Annotated in this window: 18 protein-coding genes; 5 read left to right on the top strand and 13 right to left on the bottom strand. The window is 73.1% G+C overall.

Features of this window, described 5'->3' with window-relative positions; genetic code table 11:
- The first annotated feature begins 120 nt into the window (after positions 1-120).
- From ACFXMG_RS28655 to ACFXMG_RS28640, 4 genes are all read left to right on the top strand, one after another.
- Positions 121-1,155, top strand: a complete 1,035-nt coding sequence (locus ACFXMG_RS28655; RefSeq protein ID WP_383828868.1) for a LacI family DNA-binding transcriptional regulator — start codon at positions 121-123, stop codon at positions 1,153-1,155.
- Positions 1,142-1,684 (top strand): SigE family RNA polymerase sigma factor, encoded by a 543-nt coding sequence (locus ACFXMG_RS28650; RefSeq protein ID WP_383828866.1) that lies wholly within the window; start codon positions 1,142-1,144, stop codon positions 1,682-1,684. Before ACFXMG_RS28655 ends, ACFXMG_RS28650 begins: the two co-directional genes overlap by 14 nt.
- Positions 1,684-2,340: a hypothetical protein gene (locus ACFXMG_RS28645; protein WP_383828864.1), complete on the top strand. Its 657-nt coding sequence runs from the start codon at positions 1,684-1,686 to the stop codon at positions 2,338-2,340. Before ACFXMG_RS28650 ends, ACFXMG_RS28645 begins: the two co-directional genes overlap by 1 nt.
- 103 nt (positions 2,341-2,443) lie before the next feature.
- Complete coding sequence (locus tag ACFXMG_RS28640) at positions 2,444-4,108, top strand: rhamnogalacturonan lyase B N-terminal domain-containing protein (protein ID WP_383828862.1); 1,665 nt, start codon at positions 2,444-2,446, stop codon at positions 4,106-4,108.
- 47 nt (positions 4,109-4,155) lie between these two features.
- On the opposite strand, the gene ACFXMG_RS28635 is transcribed toward ACFXMG_RS28640, so the two are convergent.
- The 12 genes from ACFXMG_RS28635 to ACFXMG_RS28580 all read right to left on the bottom strand — a co-directional run bounded on the left by ACFXMG_RS28635 (position 4,156) and on the right by ACFXMG_RS28580 (position 18,133).
- Positions 4,156-5,295: a pectinesterase family protein gene (locus tag ACFXMG_RS28635; RefSeq protein WP_383828860.1), complete on the bottom strand. Its 1,140-nt coding sequence runs from the start codon at positions 5,293-5,295 to the stop codon at positions 4,156-4,158.
- Positions 5,296-5,428: 133 nt separating this feature from the next.
- On the bottom strand, positions 5,429-6,724 hold the full coding sequence (locus ACFXMG_RS28630) for a polysaccharide lyase family 1 protein (protein WP_383829501.1): 1,296 nt from the start codon (positions 6,722-6,724) through the stop codon (positions 5,429-5,431).
- A 12-nt stretch (positions 6,725-6,736) separates the two neighbouring features.
- On the bottom strand, positions 6,737-7,684 hold the full coding sequence (locus tag ACFXMG_RS28625; protein WP_383829504.1) for a rhamnogalacturonan acetylesterase: 948 nt from the start codon (positions 7,682-7,684) through the stop codon (positions 6,737-6,739).
- Positions 7,663-9,000 carry an ABC transporter substrate-binding protein gene (locus ACFXMG_RS28620; protein ID WP_383829507.1) on the bottom strand — a complete coding sequence of 446 codons (1,338 nt, stop codon included), beginning with the start codon at positions 8,998-9,000 and terminating at the stop codon, positions 7,663-7,665. The genes ACFXMG_RS28625 and ACFXMG_RS28620 overlap by 22 nt, the downstream gene beginning before the upstream one ends.
- Positions 9,001-9,124: 124 nt before the next feature.
- A complete protein-coding gene (locus ACFXMG_RS28615) occupies positions 9,125-10,735 on the bottom strand; it encodes a family 43 glycosylhydrolase (protein WP_383829510.1) in 1,611 nt (536 codons plus the stop codon).
- Complete coding sequence (locus ACFXMG_RS28610) at positions 10,732-11,601, bottom strand: PmoA family protein (RefSeq protein WP_383829513.1); 870 nt, start codon at positions 11,599-11,601, stop codon at positions 10,732-10,734. The genes ACFXMG_RS28615 and ACFXMG_RS28610 overlap by 4 nt, the downstream gene beginning before the upstream one ends.
- On the bottom strand, positions 11,598-12,770 hold the full coding sequence (locus ACFXMG_RS28605; protein WP_383829516.1) for a Gfo/Idh/MocA family protein: 1,173 nt from the start codon (positions 12,768-12,770) through the stop codon (positions 11,598-11,600). Before ACFXMG_RS28605 ends, ACFXMG_RS28610 begins: the two co-directional genes overlap by 4 nt.
- A 5-nt stretch (positions 12,771-12,775) precedes the next feature.
- A complete protein-coding gene (locus ACFXMG_RS28600; RefSeq protein WP_383829519.1) occupies positions 12,776-13,696 on the bottom strand; it encodes a carbohydrate ABC transporter permease in 921 nt (306 codons plus the stop codon).
- Positions 13,693-14,631 carry a carbohydrate ABC transporter permease gene (locus tag ACFXMG_RS28595; RefSeq protein ID WP_383829522.1) on the bottom strand — a complete coding sequence of 313 codons (939 nt, stop codon included), beginning with the start codon at positions 14,629-14,631 and terminating at the stop codon, positions 13,693-13,695. Before ACFXMG_RS28595 ends, ACFXMG_RS28600 begins: the two co-directional genes overlap by 4 nt.
- A 150-nt stretch (positions 14,632-14,781) precedes the next feature.
- On the bottom strand, positions 14,782-16,548 hold the full coding sequence (gene araD / locus ACFXMG_RS28590; protein WP_383829524.1) for an L-arabinonate dehydratase: 1,767 nt from the start codon (positions 16,546-16,548) through the stop codon (positions 14,782-14,784).
- Entirely contained in the window at positions 16,545-17,450 is a 906-nt protein-coding gene (locus ACFXMG_RS28585) for a dihydrodipicolinate synthase family protein (protein ID WP_383829527.1), read from the bottom strand. Before ACFXMG_RS28585 ends, araD begins: the two co-directional genes overlap by 4 nt.
- The gene (locus ACFXMG_RS28580) at positions 17,450-18,133 is read right to left on the bottom strand and encodes a GntR family transcriptional regulator (RefSeq protein ID WP_383829530.1); all 684 of its coding nucleotides are present in this window, start codon (positions 18,131-18,133) and stop codon (positions 17,450-17,452) included. Before ACFXMG_RS28580 ends, ACFXMG_RS28585 begins: the two co-directional genes overlap by 1 nt.
- Before the next feature lie 311 nt (positions 18,134-18,444).
- On the opposite strand from ACFXMG_RS28580, the gene yicI reads away from it, so the two are divergent.
- A complete protein-coding gene (gene yicI, locus ACFXMG_RS28575; protein WP_383829533.1) occupies positions 18,445-20,706 on the top strand; it encodes an alpha-xylosidase in 2,262 nt (753 codons plus the stop codon).
- Here yicI and ACFXMG_RS28570 read toward each other — a convergent pair.
- The gene (locus ACFXMG_RS28570) at positions 20,696-21,577 is read right to left on the bottom strand and encodes a hypothetical protein (RefSeq protein ID WP_383829536.1); all 882 of its coding nucleotides are present in this window, start codon (positions 21,575-21,577) and stop codon (positions 20,696-20,698) included. The genes yicI and ACFXMG_RS28570 overlap by 11 nt on opposite strands.
- Between the last annotated feature and the right edge of the window lie 37 nt (positions 21,578-21,614).

Genomic DNA, 21,614 nt, shown 5'->3' with positions numbered 1-21,614 from the left:
CCCGGCCCTTGGACTCTTCGCGCCCCGCCTGGACAGTCCGACGAGCGGCCGCTTAGGGTCGGGTTCCCTGTCGTCGACGGGCACCCCCCTCCCACCCCGGACCAGCCGAGGAGCGCGCACGTGGTCACCCTCGCCGACGTCGCCCGTCACGCCGGTGTGTCGGCCAGCACCGTCAGCTACGTCCTGAGCGGCAAGCGCTCCATCTCCGCCGCCACCCGCGAGCGCATTCAGCACTCCATCGACGAGCTCGGCTACCGCCCGCACGCCGGGGCCCGCGCCCTCGCCAGCAGCCAGACCAGCATCCTCGCCCTGATGATGCCGCTGCGCACCGGCCTCTACATGCCGGTCATGATGGAGATCGCCATGGCCGTCACCACCACGGCCCGCGCCCACGGCTACGACGTGCTGCTGCTCACCGGAGAGGAGGGCCCCGAGGCCGTCCGCCGCGTCGAGGGCAGCGCCATCGCCGACGGCATGATCGTCATGGACGTCGAGCTCGACGACCCCCGCCTGCCCTGCCTCCAGGAGGCCGAGCGGCCCTCCGTCCTCATCGGCCTGCCCGCCGACGCGACCGGGTTCGACTGCGTCGACCTCGACTTCGCCGCCGCCGGCGCCCGCTGCGTCGACCACCTCGCCGGCCTCGGCCACCGCCGCCTGGCCGTCCTCGGCGAACCCCCCGCCGTGTACGCGCGCGGTACGGGCTACGCCGAGCGCACCCTCGCGGGCGTCCGCGCCGCCGCCGCGGAGCACGGTGTCGACCTGCTCCACCGGCCCGTGGACGGCACCTACGCGGCCGTCGCCGCCGCCGTCGGCCGGATCTTCGAGGAACGCCCCGGCACCACCGCCCTCCTCGTGCAGAACGAGGCCGCCGTCGAGCCGCTCCTCGCCGTCCTGCGCCACCAGGGCCGGGCCGTCCCCGAGGACGTCTCCGTCGCCGCGCTCTGCCCCGACCAGGTCGCCGCGCACGCCTCCGTACCGCTCACCGCCGTCGCCGTGCCCGCCCAGGACATGGGGCGGATCGCCGTCGAGCGGCTCGTCGCCCGGCTGCGCGGCGCCGCCGACCACGGCACCGGACTCCTCGCCCCGCGCCTCACCGTCCGCGCCAGCACCGGCCCGGCGCCCACCGCCCCGGGGGACGGCCGTGGCCGGGACTGACCCGGGGGAGGAGCGGGACAGCGCGGCCGAGTTCCGGGACTTCTTCGACCGCCACTACGCCGAACTGGCCCGCCTCGCCCACCTCCTCACCGGCGAGACCGACGCCGCCGACGACCTCGCCGCCGACGCCATGCTCGCCCTCTGGCACCGCTGGGACCGGGTCCGCGCCGCCGACCACCCCGCCGCCTACGCCCGGGGCGTCGTCGCCAACCTCGTGCGCACCCGCATCCGCGGCACCGTCCGCGAGCGCCGCCGGATCGCCGCCTTCTGGGACCGGCGCCCCGAGCACACCGAGGACCCGGACGTGCCGGCCGTCGTCGACGTGCGGACCGCGCTTCGTGCCCTGCCCTTCCGCAAGCGGGCCTGCGTCGTCCTCCGCCACGCCTTCGACCTCTCCGAGCGGGACACCGCCCTGGCCCTGGGAGTCTCGGTGGGCACGGTCAAGAGCCAGACGGCCAAGGGCATGGCCGAGCTCCAGAAGCTGCTCGGCGGACGGGCCGCCACCGAACTCGCCTCGGGGAGGCGCTGATGGACGAGACACGCCTGCGCGGCGAGTTGCGGGAGGCGGCGGGCGCGCACCGCCCGGACCGGGCCCGGATGCTGGCCCGCGTCGAGCGCGGCATGGCCGCGCCGCCGCCCCGCCGGGAGCGGACGCCCCTCCGCACGCCCTGGGCCGGCCGCCGGTGGACGGCCACCCTGGCCGTCGCGGCGACCGTCGTGGGCGTCGTCGGCCTCGGCGGCCTGGCCGTGACGACCCTTCAGGACCGGCCGCCCGCGCCCCCGGCCGGTGGTATCGCGCCCGGCCCGGTCGCCCGCGCGGCCGGCACCATCGACCCCGGCAGCAACCGCTGGTGGGCGCAGAGCGACCTGGCGGTCACCACGGACGCCGAGGTCACCGGCCTCGGCATCGAGGTCCGCGTCGCCCTCACGGGTGGGATCGTCTCCACCGGGCACTGGCAGACCCGCTCCGCCGACGACTTCCGCGTGACGGTCACGGAGGAGTCCGGCGCCCTCGTCTACCGCTGGACGCTCAAGGCGGGGCGCGCGGTCCCGGCGGGCCCGCACACCTTCGCCGCCCAGTACAACCACGCCGAGGGCACGCGGGACGCCTCGGCCGACACGTACACCGTCGTCCTCACCGGCCGGGACGGCGGCCGCACCACCCTCCGGGGCGCCTTCGGCTGACGGCGCGTCGCAGGACTTGAAACGTTTCGAAGAAACAGGGCAACCCTTTCCCTTCCTGCGGCGACCTACGGCTACCCCCCACCGTCACCGAAGGAGCCGCACCATGCAGCACCACCCCCTCCGCCGCCGCACCCTCCTCGGTGCGGCCGTCGCCGCCACCGCGACCAGCGCCCTGGCCGTCACCACCACGCCCGCCGCCGCAGCCGCCTTCGGCTGGAGCGACGACGGGGCGAACTACGTCGTCGACACGGGCGCCGGGCTCGTCTTCAAGGTCTCCAAGGGCAACGGCGACCTCACCTCCCTCCTCTACAAGGGCAAGGAGTACGAGAGCTACGGCGGCAAGCACTCGCACGTCGAGTCGGGCCTCGGCGCCTCCACCGTCACCCTCGCCCAGACCGGCGCCACCGTCCTGATCACCGTCGTCCACGGCACCCTGCGCCACTACTACGCGGCCCGCTCCGGCCACAACAACGTCTACCTGTGGACCGACAAGGCCGACACGTCCTTCACCGCCACCCGCTTCATCGCCCGCCTCAAGCCCGGCATTTTCCCGAACGCGGGCCCGGACTCCTGGGTCGAGGGCGCCGACACCGTCATCGAGGCGGGCGACGTCTGGCGGCGCGCCGACGGGCACACCCGCTCCAAGCACTACTCCGGCGTCCGCGTCATGGACTACGACCACATCGGCTACACCACCGGCACCGTCGGCCTCTGGATGATCCGCTCCAACCACGAGAAGGCGTCCGGCGGCCCCTTCTACCGGTCGCTGCTCCGCCACTCCAACGAACTGGGCGTCGGCCTCTACGAGATCCTCCACTACAACCAGTCCCAGACCGAGGCCATGCGCTTCGGCCTCCAGGGGCCGTACCTGCTCGCCTTCACCGACGGCGGCGCCCCCGACCCGGCGCTCTCCGCCGCGCAGCACGACACCGGCTGGGTCGACGCCCTCGGCATCCCCGGCTGGGTCGGCGCCGCCGGGCGCGGCCGGGTCGCCGGCGTCGGCCTCAAGAACATGGACCCGGCCCACCCCTACACGATCGGCTTCGCCAACGCCGACGCCCAGTACTGGACCCGGGCCGCCGCCGGCACGGGCGCGTACTCCTGCCGCAACATGCTCCCCGGCACGTACACGCTCACGGTCTTCAAGGGCGAACTCGCCGTCCACACCAGCACGGTGACCGTCACCGCCGGTACCGCCACCGCCCTGCACACGCTCACGATCACCGGCGACCCGAGCACCGCGCCCGCCGTCTGGCGCCTCGGCGACTGGGACGGCACCCCCGCCGGCTTCAAGAACGCGCAGCTCATGACGTACGCCCACCCCGCCGACGTCCGGGCCGCCCCCTGGACAGGGAACGTCGTCGTCGACGGCACGGACCCCTCCGCCGCCGTCCCCTGCTACCTCTGGAAGGACGTCAACGACGGCTTCCTCGTCTACTTCCGGCTCACCGCCGCCCAGGCCGCCGCCGCGCACACCCTGCGCATCGGCGTCACCACCGCCTTCCTCAACGGGCGCCCGCAGGTCACCGTCAACGACACCTGGGTCTCCGCGATCCCGTCACCGCCCACCCAGCCGTCGACCCGCTCCCTCACCAACGGCTCGTACCGGGGCAACAACCACACCTTCACCTACAGCGTCCCCGCGAGCGCGTGGAGGGCGGACCCGTCCCAGTACAACGTGCTCCGGCTGAACGTCGTCAGCGGTTCCACCGGAACAGGCTTCCTGAGCGCGGGCACCGCCCTCGACTGCGTGGACCTCCTCGTCTGAGCCCCCGGGCCCAGCGGCACAGAGGCTCAGCGGCACAGCGCTACAGCTCAGCGACACACCTCGGCGGCCGGATCCCAGTCGCCGAGGTACGCCGCCCGGGTCGCCGTCGCCGCCTGCGCGGCGGTCAGCAGCGGTCGGTTCTCCGGCACCGTGACCGCCGCGCCCCGGCCCGTGTTCCGGTACTCCGCGAAGCGCTGTTCCTGCCACGGGTACACGTCCCGCATGTTCGCGTACGGCGCCACCGCGTCGATCCCCGCGCCGAGCACGCTCTCCCGCACCACCAGCGACGGCCAGGCCGTCGGGTCCGAACCCGGCACCCACGGCCGGGCCAGCTTGTAGTAGCCGTCCGGGGCCTCGCTGCTGACGCGGCAGCGGGAGGCGAGGAAGCCGTACGGGTTGGCGCGGGCCGTCGACGGGGCGAAGACGAAGCCGTACGGGGCCCCCGCCAGGTCCGTGCGGACCAGCGTCCGGAAGTGGCAGTGCTCGAAGACCGCCGTGGCCCGCCCGAAGACGAAGTCCACGTCCCCCTCCACGTAGCAGTGCGCGAAGTACTGCCGGGCGAAGGCCGTCAGGGACATCGAGTCCGCGTACAGCGTGTCCTGGTGGCCCAGGAAGCGGCAGTGGAAGAACGCCGAGCGGTCGCCCTGCGCCTTCAGCGCCACCGCCTGTGTGCCCGGGTTGCCCGGCAGGTCGGTGCGGAGGAAGTCGTTGGCGAAGGTCACCGCGTGGGCGGTGAAGTCCGCCGCCTGGAGGGTGACGGTGGCGGAACCGGTCGTGCCGTACGTGCCGGAACCGTCGGGCTTCGGGGTGCCGGCGGCGTTGTCGTACACGACCACGACGTCCCTGGCGTCCCCGCTCGCCCCGACCCACGTCATCCCGGTCCGGGCCGCGCTCACCGCGACCGTCTCCCGGTACGTGCCCGGCGCGAGCACCAGCGTCCAGCCGGCGCCGTCCGCCGCGCTCACCGCGGCCTGGACGGAGGTGTGGTCGCCGAGGCCGCCCGGATGGACGTACAGAGTCCGGCTCGTGAGCCGCACGGCGGGCGAGCCGTACCGCCCGAAGGGGCGCGACGGGCGGCCCGCGGCCACGGCGGGCGACGCCGGCACGGCGAGGGCGGCGAGGGCCGCGCCCGCGCCGGTGAGGAAGGCGCGGCGGCCCGGAGACGTACGGAGGTGGTGCGAGCGCATGTGGACGCTCCTCTGGAGAAGGGGGTGAAGAGATGCGAAGGAAAACAGGCGGAGAAGAGAGAACCGGGCCGGGGCGGGCGCGACGGGACGGGTGTGCCGCGCTCCGCCCCGGCCCGGGGCAAGGGGGGACCGGTCAGCGCAGGCGGCCGGCGCCGGCGCTGAGGCCGACGAGGACCGGGACCAGCAGCGGGTGGTCGACCCGGGTGCGCAGGACGGGCGTCCAGCCCGCGTCGCCGCGCAGCGTCTCCGCCGGGAACTGCTCGTTGTGGACGGCCAGCAGGTCGACCGGGCGCCCGTTGACGTAGTTGCCCGTGGTGGTGACGGGCGCGTCCTTCCACTTCTTCAGGATCTGCCCGGCCGGGACCTCGGAGGACAGGGAGAAGGCGTTCTTCTCCGCGTACAGCTGCGACTCCTGGCCGATGCCCAGGCTGTACACGTAGTCCGTGTCCGGCACCACGAAGTGGTTGTTGTACGCGTCGACCTGGCCGAAGCGGACCCGGGGCGCGCGCTCCACCACGTCGTCGAAGCGGTTGTGGTGGAGGGTGACGCGCAGCTTGCCGCGGTCGGTGGCGCCCGCGCTGTCGCTGTTGCCGATCATCAGCGTCTTGTCGTGGTCGGTGAAGACGTTCCACGAGACGGTGACGAGGTCCGCGCCGCGCACCACGTCGAGCTGGCCGTCGTGCTGCTGGTACACCTCGCCGTAGTACGAGGGCAGCGAGCTGTCCGGGTGGGCGCCGTCGGTGAAGGTGTTGTGGTCGATCCAGACGTGGGTGGAGCCGTACACGACGAGGCCGTCGTACTCCGAGTTCCAGGCGCCGGTGGCGCCGTCCGTCGGGTCCCACTGCGGGAAGCAGTCGAGCGGGCTCTCCAGCGTCAGGTTGCGGATCACGACGTTGTCGACGCCCTGGACCTGGAGGCTGCCGCCGAGGATCCCCGCCTTCCGGCCGACGCCGACGAGCGTGGTGTTGGACGGCACCTTGACCTTGATGGCCTGGCCTTGGGCGGTCGCGGAGGCGGCGCGCAGTTCTTCCTGGGGGCCGCTGACCTCGGTCTCGTACCCCCACACGGCCGGGTCGTAGTCGGCGAGGTACTGGTCGAAGTCGTAGCCGGGGGCCTCGAAGGCGGCGCAGCCGGCCTCGGTGGCGTTCAGGGTGCCGGCGACCTTGACGATGCGCGGCTCGGTGCCGGGGACCGCGAGGGCGGCCTTCAGTTCGGCCCAGGTGGTGACGGTGAAGACGCGGGAGGCGTCGGCGGCGGCGCCGCCGGTGGTCCCGGTGCCCTCGGAGGCCCAGCCGTCGCCGGCGGGGAGGGTGGCGCGGGCCGGGTCGGCGGCCGGGCGGTGCCCGGAGTGGGCGCCGGCGGCGGGCGCGGTGACGGCGAGGACGAGGGCGGCGGCTGCCACCGCGCCCAGCTTCGTGCTTCTGTTCACGCGCGGATCTCCTCAGGATGCGGAAGGGGCTGCGGGTGCGGCGGGCCAGGTGATCCGGTCCACCGGGATGCTGTCGTCGAGCCGGCGGGTCTCGCGCGGGGCGAGGACCCGGGTGCGGAGCAGTTCACGGGCCACGAGCCCGGCCACCTTGATCGCGCCGGGCGGGTTGAAGTGGGTGTTGTCCTGCTCGGTGGCGGTCCAGTTGAAGTAGGTCTTCGTCGCCTCGGGGCCGAGCCGCTGCCACAGCGCCAGCGACAGCGCCTCGATGTCGAGGAGCGGTACGCCGGACGCGGCGGCGGCCTCCCGGGCGGCGGCCGGGTAGTCGCCGAGCGAGCGCTGGGCGGTGCCGGCGGCGTCGAAGCGGCGGCGCTCGACGGAGGTCGCGATCACCGGGCGCGCGCCCCGGGCGCGGGCGGTCTCGACGAAGACCCGCAGGTTGTCCTGGTAGGTGCCCCAGGGGTCGGTGTAGCGGGTGGGGTCGGTGGTCTTCGAGTCGTTGTGGCCGAACTGGACGAGCAGGACGTCCCCGGGCCGCAGGGCGGCGGCGATCGGTTCGAGCCGGCCCTCGTCGAGGAAGCTCTTGGTGGAGCGTCCGTTGACGGCGTGGTTGGCGACCGCGAGCTCCCGGTGCAGGAAGAACGGGAGGGCCATGCCCCAGCCGGTCTCGGGGGCCGCGTCGGCGTACTTCTGCGCGGCGGTGGAGTCCCCGGCGATGAAGAGGGTGCGACGGTGGGAGTGCTTCCCACCACGGTCGGAGGACTCCTCGGCGCGGACAGAGGACTCCTCGGTACGGTCGGAGGGGGCGTCCTCGGTACGGGACGAGGCGGCGTCCTGCGTACGGGAGTCGGCGGCGTCCTCGGTACGGGCGGCGGCCGGCCGGGCGGCCAGGGCGAGCACCAGGCCCGCCCCGGCCACGACCGCCTCACGGCGGCCCAGCGTCACTTCTGCTGGGTCTTCCACTCGGCCTGGGCCTCGTTCAGCTGCTCGGCCAGGCTGTCGGCGAAGTCCTTCGCGGACATCGAACCCAGCAGCACCTTCTGGAAGTTGGCCTCGTTGTCGGCCTTGGAGATGGTGTTCCAGTCGGGCAGGTAGTACGGAAGCTGGACGATGGTGGCCTTGCCGCTGAAGAGGACCTCGGCGGCGAGCTTGGTCGGCTCGGCCTCCTGGAGCCACGGGTCCTTCGCCGCCTCGGTGTTGGCGGGGATGGCGCCTGCGGACTTGTTCCACTTGGAGTTGGAGGCGTGGGAGGCCGCGAACTCGATGAACTTCCAGGCGGCGGCCTTGTTCTTGCTGGAGGAGAAGAGGCCGAGGCCGTCGACCGGGTTGGAGACCATCACGCGGGTGCCGTCGTCCAGCGTCGGGTTCGGTATGCCGCGGAACTTCTCGGTGCCCAGGGCCTTCACGTGGTCCTGGTAGGAGCCGAGGTTGTGGTTCAGCATGCCGATCTCGCCGCTGTCCCACTGGGCGACCATCTTGGTGAAGTCGTTGTTGACGTCCGCCGCCGGGGTGTTCTTCTTGAAGAGGGCGGCGTACTTCTCCAGCGCCGCGACGTTCTTCGGGTCGTTGACGGTGGTCTTGTCGTCCTCCCAGAAGGTCTGGATGCCGCTCTGGCCGTACATCGCGTCGAGCGCCTGGGCGATGGAGCCCGCGCCGCCGCGGATCGTGTAGCCGAAACGGTTCTTGTCCCGCGCGGTGAGCTTCTCGGCCGCCGCGTAGAACTTCGACCAGGTGGCGGGCTCCTCCAGACCGGCCGCCTTGAACAGGTCGGTGCGGTAGTAGAGGACGCCGTTGCTGGCCGAGGTGGGGACGGTGAAGAGCTTGTCCTGGCCGCCTGCCGCCTTGACGGACTCGACCATGCCCGGGTTCAGCCTGCCGAAGAGGGAGCTGCTCTCGACCCGCTTGTCCAGCGGCTCAAGGGCGCCCTGCGCGGCGATCCCGGCGAGCATCGCCGCGCCGACGCCGCCGACGTCCGGCAGCGCGCCGCCCTGGATGGCGGTGTCGTACTTGGACTGCACCTCCTTGGAGGCGATGCCGACGTACTCGACGTCGATGTCCGGGTTCGCCTTCTCGAAGTCGGCGATGATCTCCTTCCACACGTCGGTGCGGACACCGCCGTTGTTGTCCCAGAAGGTGATCTTGCCCTTGCCCGATCCCTCGGTGCCCTCGCCTCCGGCGCCGCCGCTGCCGTCGTCACCGCAGGCGGTGGCGGTCAGCGCGAGGACGCCGGAGAGGGCGAGGGCGAGGGCGGCTCTGCGCCGGCCGGGGAAGATGGTCATCGTCGGCTCTCTTCTCTCGGGGTGGTGCTCGGGTGGTGCGGGGGGATGGGGTCGTACAGGGGGGTGACGCTGGGGTGTGCGGTGGTGCCGGGGTGTGGGGGAGTACGGGGGCCCGCCGGGGGTTTCAGCGGGCCGGTGAGGCGGCGGCGACGGGGGTCGCGGCTGTGGCGAGGGTGCGGAAGTCGGTGAACACGCCCGTCCCGGCGTGCCCTTCGTGAACCTCCGGCGCGGCGGCGAACAGGCCGAGCAGCGCCCCGACCCACCGCCAGGGGGTGGCCGCGAACTCCGGGCCGAGCCGTACGGGTCCCTCGCCGGCGTCGTAGGAGAAGCGGCACCGGGCGTCGGCGGTGACCTCGATCCGCAGAAGCACCTCCCCGGCGTCCGCGTGGGCGGAGGCGCCCAGCGGCCGGGCCCGGTCCGCGTCCCGCTCCCGGTCGGCGTTGCCCGGCGCGAACCGGTGGGCGACCAGCACCCGCCCGTCGGCGGCCCGTTCCAGACCGATCCAGGCGTACGCGTCGCCGAGCACGACCAGTCCGGCCCTGGCCCCGGGCGCCCCGGACTCCAGCCGCAGCCGGACCTCCACCGTCCTGGCCCCGGCCGGCAGCCGCTGGGTCAGCACGTGCGGCACCGACCGCAGGTCGTCGGCCCGGTCCGTGGCGACACAGGCGAGCCGCAGCCCGTCCCCCTCGTGCGGAGTCGTCCACTCCGCACCCGGGTTGGCGGTCCACTGCCACTGCGGCCCGAAGACACCGCCGGGGAAGGCGTCGTCCACCGCCGGCCGGGCCGGCGGCCCCTCCGGCAGGGCGGGCTTGCGGTGGACGCGTACGGGGGAGCCCTCGTCGCCCATGACCGGCCAGCCGTCCGCGTCCCAGCGCATCGGCTGGAGGTGGACGAGCCGGCCGTGCGCGCCGGTCTGCTGGAAGTGCAGGAACCAGTCCTCGCCCGCGCCGGTGCGCACCCAGCCGCCCTGGTGGGGGCCGTTGACGTCCGTGTCGCCCTGGGAGAGGACGATCCGCTCCTCGTACGGGCCGAAGAACGAGTCCGCGCGGAAGGCACCCTGCCAGCCGGTGGCGACACCGCCGGCCGGGGCGAGGATCCAGAACCGCCCCTCGTGCCGGTACAGCTTGGGGCCCTCCAGGGTGAACCAGCCGGGCACGAGGTCGGCGTCGACGAGCGTCCGGCCCTCGTCGAGGACCCGGGTGCCGTCCGGGCTCATCCGGTGCCCGGTGAGCCGGTTGTTGAACCCGGCCCGGGACTTGGCCCAGCCGTGCACCAGGTACGCCTCGCCGGTCTCCTCGTCCCATAGCGGGCACGCGTCGATCAGCCCCAGGCCCTCCTTCACCAGATGCGGGCGGCTCCAAGGTCCCTCGATCACCGATGAGTTGACCTGGAAGATCCCGTGGTCGGGGTCGCCCCAGAAGATCCAGAACCGGCCGTCGTGGTGCCGGAAGGACGGCGCCCACACCCCACGGTCGTGCCGGGGTCCGGTGAACGCCTCCTCCGGCGCGAGCCGTTCGAGGGCGTGCCCGGCGAGCGTCCAGTTGACCAGGTCGCGGGAGTGCAGCAGCGGCAGTCCGGGGGCGCGGCCGAAGCTGGAGGCGGTGAGATAGAAGTCCTCGCCGACCCGGACCACGTCCGGGTCCGACCAGTCCGCCGCGAGCACCGGGTTGCGGTACGTGCCGTCCCCCAGGTCTCCGGTGACCGCGGGCACGACGCACCCGGCCGCCGGGGTCACGACGCCACCGCTTTGCGCACCAGGGCCGCGGCCCCGTCCCGGTCGAGCCGCCCGTCCGCGACGACCGTGACCACGCGCCGTACGAACGTCTCCCCGGCCGGGACCGCGAGCCGCTCCCCGTACGCGAGGGAGGAACCGACGCCCGGGTACTCGGCGGCCCGCACGAACCACGGGTCGCGCCGGGTGGCTTCGGTCGCCCCGGCGAAGACCAGCGTCCAGCCGTCGCCCCCCATCGCCACCCAGTCGGCGCGAACCCCGTGCACGGCCTCCTCGCCTGTGCCGTCCGCGTGGGAGCACTCCGCCCCGGGGCCGAACACCACCGGCGCGGACGCCTCCTTCGGGGCCCTCCAGAAGAAGCCGCCGTATGCCGCGCCCGGGCGTCCGTTGGTGGCCGGGCTGCCGATGGACAGGTCGCGGCCGGAGACGTTGGTGACGGAGAAGGTCAGGTCGAGCGCCCACGCCGTGTCGGTGAGGGAGACCGCGGCGACCGTGCGGTGCTCGGCGAGCAGCCGCTCCCCGCCGGCCGTCCAGCTCAGCTCCTCGACGAAGCCGTCCGGGTCGCACAGTTTGAAGCCGTCGTGGTGCTGGACGCCGTGGTTGTCGAGCTCGACCGAGCCGCGGCCGCGCACGAACGTCCGCCCGCCCCAGAAGTTGCTCCCGTCGACGTCCGGGACGGCGATGGAGACGCCCAGGTGGTGCACGTGGTCCTCGGGCAGCACCTCGGTGACGGCCCGTCCGGCGAGCGTCGTCACCGGGTGCAGATAGGGGCGCGGGGAGTGGTCGGCGGCCAGCGCCGGACGGGTCACGCAGTGGGCGACCGCGCGGCCCCCGGCCCGCAGCACAGTCGTGGTCCCCCCGGCACTCATCGGACCTCCGCCGGCGCCGCCGACGCCCACGGCGCGCCGAGCTCCGAGAAGAGACGCAACTGCTCCGCGCTCGCCTCCACCAGCGCCTCCACCCCCTCCACGACCCGCCGTCCGGCGCTCTCGCCGGGCTCGGTGCGCCAGTGGGCGGCGGGCAGCGGCAGCGGGTCGGGGGCGGTACGGACCGCCTCGACGACCCGCATGAAGGCGCCGGTCGCGTCCGGCGGTACGAGCAGCGGCGTGCCGCCGGTGACGTGCGCGACGAGGTTCTCCAGGAGGTCGGTGCGCCCGTACACGAGCTCCTCCGGGCCGTGGCCGGCGCGCTGGAGCAGGATCCGGTCCTCGCGGTACCAGAAGGTGATCCGGCCGCGGGTGCCGTGCACGACCACGTACGGCTCGCCGTTCTCCTCGGCGCAGAGCGTCGCCGCCACGGTGACGGGGAGGCCGGCGGTGGTGGTGACGCGGACGGCGGAGGTGTCGTCGGACTCGATGGCGTTCGCGTGGAACAGCTCGGTCCTGATGTCCGCCACGTCCTCGGCGCGGGTGGTCCCGGCGAGCGCGAGGGCGGTGGCGACGGCGTGGGCGAGCGGGTTGGTCAGCGCCCCGTCGACGACGTCGAGGCCGTCGAGCCGGCGCCGCCCGGCCCAGGGGGCGCGCCGGAAGTACGCCTCGTCGCGGACCCAGGCGCCGGCCGCGCCGACCCCCCGGACCTCGCCGATCGCGCCCCGCGCGATGAGTTCGCGGACGGCGGGGACGGCGTGCGAGCCGAGCGACTGGAAGCCGATCTGGCAGGCGGCGCCGGCCGCCGCGACCCCGTCGGCCATCCGGCGGAACTCCGCGTAGGACGGGGCGGGCGGCTTCTCCAGGAGGATGTCGGCGCCGTGCCGGGCGGCGGCCAGCGTCATGTCGGTGTGGGTCTGGATCGGGGTGCTGAGGACCGCGAGCTTCGCGCCGGTGGTGGCGAGCAGTGCCTCGAAGTCGTCGGACTGGACGGGGTCGCCGAGTCCGTCGAGCTCGGTGGCGTCGAGCGGGTGCAGTTCGCAGACGCCGGCGAGGCGGACCAGGCCGAGCCGCTCCAGGCGGTGGATGTTGAGGAGGTGGCTGCGGCCGTGGCCGCGGGCGCCGGCGAGGACGACAGGCAGCGGTTCGGGTGTGGGTGCGGGTGCGGACATGGGGCTCATCCCTTCACCGCCCCGGCGCTGAAGCCGGTGACGAGCCACTTCTGGATGAAGGCGAAGACGATCACGACGGGGACGGCGGCGATGACGCCGCCCGCGGCGAGCGCGCCGAGGTCGACACTGTCGGCGCCCATGAGGGTGTTGAGGCCGACCGGGATGGTCTGCTTGCTCTGGCTGCTGAGGAACATCAGGGCGAAGAGGAAGTGGTTCCAGGCGTGCACGAAGGCGAAGGAGCCGACGGCGACCAGTCCGGGCCGCAGCAGCGGCAGCACCACGATCAGGAAGGCGCGGAAGCGTCCGCAGCCGTCGACCCAGGCGGCCTCCTCCAGCGAGGGGGGCACGTTCCTGATGAAGCCGCTGATGAGGATCATCGACAGCGGCAGTTGGAAGACGGTCTCGGCGATGATGACGCTGCCGATCGAGTTGATCATCCGCAGTTCGGCGAAGATCTGGAAGAGCGGTACGAGGAGCAGGGCGCCCGGCACGAACTGGGAGCAGAGCAGGGCCAGCATGAAGCCCTTCTTGAACCGGAAGTCGAAGCGGGCCAGGGCGTATCCGCCGGCCAGCGCGACCAGGGTGGTGCTGATGAGCACCGCGACGCCGATGAGCAGGCTGTTCTGGAAGAAGACCCCGAAGCTGCGCTCGGTCCACACCTTCTCGAAGTGCTCGGTGGTCATCGGCCACGGCACCAGCGAGGTGGAGCCGGCCGGCCGGACGGCGAAGAGGAACATCCAGTAGAAGGGGACGAGGGTGAAGACGAGGTAGGCGCCGAGCGGCAGGTAGATCTGCCAGCGGGGGACCTCGTCCCAGGCCCGGTGCCGCTTGCGCGCGGCGGCGGGCGGGGTCCCCTCCGGCGGCTGTGCGGGGGACACGGCCGCACCGGCGGGCGCGGTACGGGTGCGGGTGGCTGCGGCGGTCACTTGCTGTCGCCTCCGAACTTGCTCAGGCGCAGATAGACGATCGAGCAGAAGAGAAGGATCACGAACGCCACCGTGGTGAGGGCGGAGGCGTAACCGAAGTTGTGGGCGTCGACGCTGGTCTCGGCGACGTACAGCGGGAGGGTCGTGGTGACGCCCGCGGGGCCGCCGCCCGTCAGCGTGTAGAGCAGGTCGACGTTGTTGAACTCCCACACCGCGCGCAGCAGCGTGGAGAGGACGATCGCGTCCCGGATGTGCGGGAGCGTGATGTGGAAGAACTGCCGCAGCCGGCCCGCTCCGTCGACCTCTGCGGCCTCGTACAGGTCACCGGGGATGGACTGGAGGTCGGCGAGGATGAGGATGGCGAAGAAGGGGACGCCGCGCCAGAGGTCCGCGACGATCGCCGCCCAGAAGACGGTGCCGGTGTCGGAGAGCAGCGAGGTGCCGTACTCGCCGATGCCGAGGTCCGCGAGGTAGCGGGTGATGCCGGTCTGGGAGTTGTAGAGGAGGACCCAGATCGCGGAGGTGAGCACGCCCGAGACGGCCCAGGGCGAGAAGACCAGGGCCCGGCCGATCGCCCGGCCGACGAAGGTCTGGTTGACGATGAGGGCGAGCGCGAGCCCGAAGAGGAGCTGGAGCGAGACCTCGACCACGACCCACTTGAGGCTGAAACTGAGGGTGCCCCAGAAGTGCGGGTCGTCGGTGAAGATCTTCGTGAAGTTGTCGAAGCCGGCGAAGCCGTTCCGCCAGGGCTTGGTCGGGTTGTAGTGCTGGAGGCTGTAGTAGAAGACGCTCAGCACGGGGTAGGCGATGAAGCCCAGCATCAGCAGGCCGGCGGGGGCGATCAGCAGATACGGCAGCCGGCGGGGCGTCGCTCCCGTGCGGCGGCGCTCCCGTGCCGTGGCGGCTCGGGGCGGTTTGGTCACAGCTGTGGCCATGACGGCGGCTCCGTTCTCGGGCGGGCGGTGCGAGGGTTCAGAAAGCGCTTCCTATCAGAGGTGAAGCGCTTCGCGAACGGCGTTCGATATACCGGACAAGAGGGGTGGTGGGCGGTCCGGCCGGACGCCGTCCCGGGGTCGGGGCGGGGCTCAGCCCGCGTACGGTTCGGGGGTCGTCCCCGGCCGGGCCAGGAACTCGAAGTCGCAGCCGGTGTCGGCCTGGGAGATCTGCTCCATGTACAGCGCGCCGTAGCCGCGCTCGTACCGGGCCGGCGGCGGGGTCCACGCGGCCCTGCGGCGCTCCATTTCCTCGTCCGTGACGTGCAGATGGAGGGAGCGGGCCGCGACGTCGAGGGTGATCGTATCGCCCGTACGGACCAGGGCAAGGGGCCCGCCGACATGGGATTCCGGCGCCACGTGCAGCACGCACGCCCCGTAGCTCGTCCCGCTCATCCGCGCGTCCGAGATCCGGACCATGTCCCGCACCCCCTGCTCCAGGAGGTACTTCGGGATCGGCAGCATCCCGTACTCCGGCATCCCCGGACCGCCCTTGGGGCCCGCGCCGCGCAGCACGAGCACGTGGTCGGCGGTGATGCCGAGCGCCGGGTCGTCGATGGTCCGCTGCATCGTCCGGTAGTCGTCGAAGACGACGGCCGGGCCGGTGTGCTTGAGGAAGTGCTGCTCCATCGCGACGTGCTTGACGACCGCCCCGTCCGGGCACAGGTTGCCGCGCAGCACCGCGAGCCCGCCCTCGGCCGCCAGCGGCCGGTGCCGCTCCCGGATCACCTCGTCGTCGTGCACGAGGGCCCCGTCGAGCTGCTCGCGCAGCGTGGCGTGGGAGACCGTCGGCCGGTCCAGGTGGAGCACGTCCGTGATCCGGGACAGGAAGCCGGGCATCCCGCCCGCGAAGTGGAAGTCCTCCATCAGGTACGCGCCACCGGGCCGCAGGTTCGCGAGCACCGGCACCGTCCGCGCGATCCGGTCGAAGTCGTCCAGCGTCAGCTTCACGCCCGACCGGCCGGCCATCGCGATCAGGTGGATCACCGCGTTGGTCGAGCCGCCCAGCGCCAGGACGGCGGCGACCGCGTCCTCGTACGCCTCCCGGGTCAGCAGCCGCGAGAGCCGCAGGTCCTGACGGACCAGCTCCACGATCCGCATCCCCGACGCGGCGGCCATCCGGTCGTGCCCCGAGTCCACCGCCGGCACCGAGGAGGCGCCCGGCACCGTCACGCCCAGGGTCTCCGCCGCCGCCGTCAGCGTCGACGCCGTCCCCATCGTCATGCAGTGACCGGGGGAGCGGGCCAGCCCGCTCTCCAGCTCGGCCATCTCGCAGTCGCCGATGGTCCCGGCCCGCCGCTCGTCCCAGTACTTCCACATGTCCGTGCCGGAGCCGAGGGTCTCCCCGCGCCAGTGCCCCGGCAGCATCGGACCGGCCGGCACGAACACAGTCGGCAGGTCCATCGTGGCCGCGCCCATCAGCAGCGCGGGCGTCGTCTTGTCGCAGCCGCCCATCAGCACCGCCCCGTCCACCGGGTACGAGCGCAGCAGCTCCTCCGTCTCCATGGCGAGGAGGTTGCGGTAGAGCATCGGCGTCGGCTTCTGGAAGGTCTCCGACAGCGTGGACACCGGGAATTCGAGCGGGAAGCCGCCCGCCTGCCACACCCCGCGCTTCACGGCCTGCGCGCGGTCGCGCAGGTGCACGTGGCAGGGGTTGATGTCCGACCAGGTGTTGAGGATCGCGATCACCGGCTTGCCGAGGTGCTCCTCCGGCAGGTAGCCGAGCTGCCGAGTCCGGGCCCGGTGACTGAACGACCGCAGCCCGTCGGTCCCGTACCACTGGTGACTCCGCAGCTCGTGCGGCGCCTTCTCCGGCCGACCGTGCGACGGGTCGTGCCGCCGCTCCTGAGCATCCGTCATATCGGCCACCCACCGGCGATCGCCGCGACCTCGGCCCGCGCGTCCTCCGGGAGTTCGCGGCTCGGCGGCCGGATGTCGCGGCGGCACAGCCCGAGCGAGGCCAGCGCCTCCTTGACCACCGTCACGTTGTCCGCGCTGCCGTTGGCCGCGCGCAGCTCCTCGAAGCGGCGGATCCGCTCCCACACCTTCATCGCGGTGCCGTAGTCGCCCGCCCGCAGCGCCTCCAGCATCTCCAGGGAGACCGCCGGGGAGACGTTGACCAGGCCGGAGGTGAAACCGGTGGCGCCCGCCGAGAAGTAGGAGGGGGCGTACGGCTCCGCCAGCCCCGCCACCCACACGAAGCGGTCGAGCCCCGCGTCCCGGGCGAAGGCGGCGAACCGCGCCGCGTCCGGCACGGCGTACTTGACGCCCACCACGTTCGGGCAGGCGGCGCCCAGTTCGGCCAGGCGCGCCCCGCTCAGCAGCGGGTTGCGGATGTAGGGGACGACGCCCAGCTCCGGCACCGCCTCGGCGATGGCCCGGTGGTAGTCGACCCAGCCACTCTCGGAGACGTACGGGTGCACCGGCTGGTGGACCATCAGCATGTGCGCCCCGGTGTCCCGGGCGTGCCGGGCCGCCTCGACGGCGGTCGGTACGTCGTGCCCGACGCCGACCAGGATCGTGGCGCGGCCGGCCGCCTCGGCGACGGTCGCCTCGGTGATCGAGCGGCGCTCCTCGGGGGTCAGGGCGTAGAACTCGCCGGTGTTGCCGTTGGGGGTGAGGGTGCGCACCCCGCCGTCGAGCAGCCGGCGCAGCAGCGCCCGGTGGGCGACGGAGTCCACCCGGCCGTCCTCGGCGAACGGCGTGACCGGGATGGCCACGACGTCGGCGAGGGCGGCCCGAAGGGTCTCGAAGGTCATCATCACTCGCTGTCGCTGTCCAGAGGGGAGGAGCCCGCGACGGGCTCCAGGGGGTTCGCGGGGAAGGCGCGCTCCACGAACGAGGCGATGTGGGCGTGGACCGCCCGCCGCGCCCCGTCGGCGTCGCCCGCGGCGGCGAGCCGCAGGATCTCCTCGTGCTCGGCCGCCTCGCGCTCCCAGGAGGGGACGGCGGCCCAGGCGACGGTGGAGACGAGCGCGGCCTGGTCGCGCACCTCGTCGAGCATCCGCCCCAGCAGCGGGTTGCCGCAGGGGAGGTAGAGAGCGCGGTGGAACGCCCGGTTGGCCAGGGAGCGTTCGGCCGGGTCCTCGGCGCCGGCGGCCCGGGCGAGCGCCTCGTGGGCCGCGTCGAGCGGGGCGCCCGAGGCGACCGCCCGGCGGACGGCCTCCGGCTCCAGGAGCAGCCGGACGTCGTACACGGCCCGTGCCATGTCCGCGTCCACCATCCGCACGGTGACGCCCTTGTACTGGCTCATGACCACGAGTCCGCTGCCCGCGAGGGTCTTCAGCGCCTCGCGCACCGGGGTCTTGGACACCCCGAAGCGCGCGGCGAGTTCGGCCTCCACGAGGGCCTGGCCGGGTCTGAGCCCCCCGGTGAGGATGTCGTGCTTGATCGCCTCCAGGACGTACTGGGTCCGGGAGGGGATGGGGCTGGGGGCGAAGGCCATTGGAGCACTCTCAGATCTCGTGTATGGCGTCTCATATATGACGTACGAAGTGCAACGGGCATGAAGTTAGGGCGGCGCTGGTGTTTCGTCAATGCTTCGCGCAGGGTTCGTAGAAAGCGTTTTCTGCCGGTGATCGGGGGAGCGCTTCCACGACCGCTTCCGCGGCCGCCGTCACCACCGCGCACACCACCCCCCTCCCGTGATCGCCGAGGGGCTGGTCGCGGGTTTTGTTTTCTGGGATAACTATTGGGGCCCGGTACGGCCCCCGGGCTCGGCGCAGCCCCTCCCCACCCCACCCCCGAAGGACCCGCATGAAGTTCACCGACGGCTTCTGGCTGATGCGCGAGGGCGTGCACGCCTCGTACGCCACCGAGGTCCGCGACCTGCGCGTGGCCCCCGGCCGCTTCACCGCGTACGCCTCCGTCAAGCGGGTCCACACCCGCGGCGACACCCTGAACTCGGCGCTGCTCACGGTGGAGTGCCACGCGCCCGCCGAGGGGGTGATCGGCGTCCGCGTCACCCACCACGCCGGAAAGGCGCGCCGAGGCCCCGACTTCACCCTCGCCGAGCCCGAGCCCGCCCCCGGGGCCGGTACCGTCCACGACGACGGCACCGCCGTCGAGCTCGCCTCCGGTCCCCTCCGCCTCCGCCTCGACCGCTCCCGGCCCTGGACCCTGGACTTCCTGGACGCCGACGGCCGCCCGCTCACCCAGGCGGGCCGCAAGGGCACCGCGTTCGTGACCACGCCCGACGGCGCCCACCACATGGCCGTCCAGCTCGCCCTCGGCGTCGGCGAGCAGATCTACGGCCTCGGCGAGCGCTTCACCCCGTTCGTGAAGAACGGGCAGAGCGTCGACATCTGGCAGGCCGACGGCGGCACCAGCAGCGAACAGGCGTACAAGAACATCCCGTTCTACCTCTCCTCACGCGGCTACGGCGTCTTCGTGAACCATCCCGGCCGGGTCTCCTTCGAGGTCGGCTCCGAGGCTGTCGGCCAGGTCCAGTTCAGCGCCGAGGACCAGTCCCTGGAGTACTACGTCGTCGCCGGACCCACCCCCAAGGACGTGCTGCGCCGCTACACCGCCCTCACCGGCCGCCCCGCCCTGCCCCCGCCCTGGTCCTTCGGCCTCTGGCTCACCACCTCCTTCACCACCCCCTACGACGAGGCGACCGTCACCTCCTTCGTCGACGGCATGGCCGACCGCGGCATCCCGCTCTCCGTCTTCCACTTCGACTGCTTCTGGATGCGCGAGTACCAGTGGTCCGACTTCGCCTGGGACCCGGAGACCTTCCCCGACCCCGACGGGATGCTCGCCCGCCTCAAGGCCCGCGGCCTGCGCGTCGGCCTCTGGATCAACCCGTACATCGCCCAGAAGTCCGCCCTCTTCGACGAGGCCGCCACCCTCGGCCACCTCGTCCGGCGCCCCGGCGGCGACATCTGGCAGTGGGACCTCTGGCAGCCCGGCATGGCCCTCGTCGACTTCACGAGCGCGGACGCCCGCGCCTGGTTCCAGGACAAGCTGCGCCCGCTGCTCGCGCAGGGCGTCGACTGCTTCAAGACCGACTTCGGTGAGCGGATCCCCACCGACGTGGCCTGGCACGACGGCTCCGACCCCGAGCGCATGCACAACCACTACACACACCTCTACAACCGCACCGTCTTCGAACTCCTGGAGAAGGAGCGCGGCCCCGGGGAGGCCGTCCTCTTCGCCCGCTCGGCGACCGCCGGCGGCCAGCAGTTCCCCGTCCACTGGGGCGGCGACTGCTGGGCCTCCTTCGAGGCCATGGCCGAGTCGCTGCGCGGCGGACTCTCGCTCTCCCTCAGCGGCTTCGGATTCTGGAGCCACGACATCGGCGGCTTCGAGGGCACCCCCGAACCCGAGGTCTTCACCCGCTGGCTCGCCTTCGGCCTGCTCTCCTCCCACAGCCGCCTCCACGGCAGCGATTCGTACCGCGTGCCGTGGGAGTTCGGCGAGGAGGCGGTCGAGGTGGCCCGCCGCTTCACCCGCCTCAAGCACCGTCTGATGCCCTACCTGTACGCCGCCGCCACCGAGGCGCACGCCACCGGCGTCCCCGTCATGCGCCCCATGCTCCTCGAATTCCCCGAGGACCCCGCCTGCCGCACCCTCGACCGCCAGTACATGCTCGGCCCCGACCTCCTCGTCGCCCCCGTCATGGACCCCGGCGGCGAGGTCGAGGTGTACGTCCCCGAGGGCGCCTGGACCCACCTCCTCACCGGCGAGACCGTCCAAGGCCCCGCCTGGCGCCGCGAGACCCACGCCCTCGACAGCCTCCCCCTGTACGTCCGCCCCGGCGCCGTCCTCCCCCTGGCCGCCCCCTCGGACCGCCCCGACGGCCCCTGGCTGGACGGCCTCACCCTGCTGGTCGCCCCCGGCGGCGCGGCGGGCACGACGACCACCGTCACGGTGCCGGACCACCGGGGGGATGCGGCGGCCGCGTACCAGGTCACCCACGGGGAGCCCGGCCCGACGTCCATCGTCACGGGGACGGAACTGCCTTACTCCGTAAGGAGGTTGGGCCCGATGGGTGTGGGGGACGGCGTCACTGGATGAGCGTGGTGTGCGGGTGCCACGGCTCGTTCGGGCAGCCGTAGATCTGGAGGTTGTTGCCCCGTGAGACCTGGACCCCGGTCGGGTCCCGCACCTCTTCGTCGACGCGCCCGTCGGGTCCCCGGTCCTCGACCGGGACCCAGCTCTCCTCGTCGGCCCACCACTCGGTGGAGGGGACGGTGAGCAGCGGCAGCATCGCCGCGCCGCACGCGACGCAGAACCGCGCTATGGGATCGGTGAGCCCCCACGGGGCCCAGCCGCCGACCTTCCAGCCGGGCGCGTCGGACAGCGCGTCCCCGTAGTACGACTCCGGGTCCTCCTCGTAGCCGTCCATGGCGACGCCGCCCGCCCGCCACCGGCCCAGGTCCCCGAGCTGCGCCCGCGTCTCCTCGTCCAGCTCCAGGAGGTTCGGGTACTCGGTGATCGGCTCGGGCGCGAGCACGCACGGCTTCGGCAGGTACTGCTCGTACTCGACGTCGTACGGCTCCGGCGGCGCGGCGAGGACGTCGGTCACGTCGGCGGCGGCCCGCCAGACCAGCTCGGTCGCCGGCTTGAAGTCCGGCGCGTGCTCGCAGGGGCACCACAGCACCTGGAGCAGGTCGAGCCGGGTCGCGTTGCGGAGAAACGGTATGTCGCGCGCGTACAACTGCGCCACGGGCACGAGGGGGTTCGGCGGCCCGTCGTGCCACTTGTCGCAGTGCGGCCAGGGCTGCGCGCGCGGCCAGAGCAGCGGCCCGCCGACCGAGCTGTCGTACGGCGTCGGCTTCCCGCGCCGCGGATGCAGCCGGAGCGCCGGCCGCGCCAGCGGCTCCAGCCGGGGGAACACGGCGGCGACGTCGACAGGACGCGGCGGCGTGGTGCGTGGAGAGCTCATGCCCCGATGCTGCCAGCCGCGTCTGACACCGCCCCGG

The sequence above is a fragment of the Streptomyces sp. NPDC059201 genome (genome assembly GCF_042754585.1).
Classification (GTDB): Bacteria; Actinomycetota; Actinomycetes; order Streptomycetales; family Streptomycetaceae; genus Streptomyces.
The sequence above is the reverse complement of the archived record's forward strand: the minus strand, read 5'-3'. Positions and strand labels throughout refer to the sequence as shown.

Excerpts from the sequence above, each read along its gene's own strand:
- ACFXMG_RS28645 (WP_383828864.1), top strand. The coding sequence starts at position 1,684 with ATGGACGAGACACGCCTGCGCGGCGAGTTGCGGGAGGCGGCGGGCGCG.
- ACFXMG_RS28640 (WP_383828862.1), top strand. The coding sequence starts at position 2,444 with ATGCAGCACCACCCCCTCCGCCGCCGCACCCTCCTCGGTGCGGCCGTC.
- ACFXMG_RS28635 (WP_383828860.1), bottom strand. The coding sequence starts at position 5,295 with ATGCGCTCGCACCACCTCCGTACGTCTCCGGGCCGCCGCGCCTTCCTC.
- ACFXMG_RS28620 (WP_383829507.1), bottom strand. The coding sequence starts at position 9,000 with ATGACCATCTTCCCCGGCCGGCGCAGAGCCGCCCTCGCCCTCGCCCTC.
- ACFXMG_RS28610 (WP_383829513.1), bottom strand. The coding sequence starts at position 11,601 with ATGAGTGCCGGGGGGACCACGACTGTGCTGCGGGCCGGGGGCCGCGCG.
- ACFXMG_RS28605 (WP_383829516.1), bottom strand. The coding sequence starts at position 12,770 with ATGTCCGCACCCGCACCCACACCCGAACCGCTGCCTGTCGTCCTCGCC.
- ACFXMG_RS28595 (WP_383829522.1), bottom strand. The coding sequence starts at position 14,631 with ATGGCCACAGCTGTGACCAAACCGCCCCGAGCCGCCACGGCACGGGAG.
- araD (WP_383829524.1), bottom strand. The coding sequence starts at position 16,548 with ATGACGGATGCTCAGGAGCGGCGGCACGACCCGTCGCACGGTCGGCCG.
- ACFXMG_RS28585 (WP_383829527.1), bottom strand. The coding sequence starts at position 17,450 with ATGATGACCTTCGAGACCCTTCGGGCCGCCCTCGCCGACGTCGTGGCC.
- ACFXMG_RS28580 (WP_383829530.1), bottom strand. The coding sequence starts at position 18,133 with ATGGCCTTCGCCCCCAGCCCCATCCCCTCCCGGACCCAGTACGTCCTG.
- yicI (WP_383829533.1), top strand. The coding sequence starts at position 18,445 with ATGAAGTTCACCGACGGCTTCTGGCTGATGCGCGAGGGCGTGCACGCC.
- ACFXMG_RS28570 (WP_383829536.1), bottom strand. The coding sequence starts at position 21,577 with ATGAGCTCTCCACGCACCACGCCGCCGCGTCCTGTCGACGTCGCCGCC.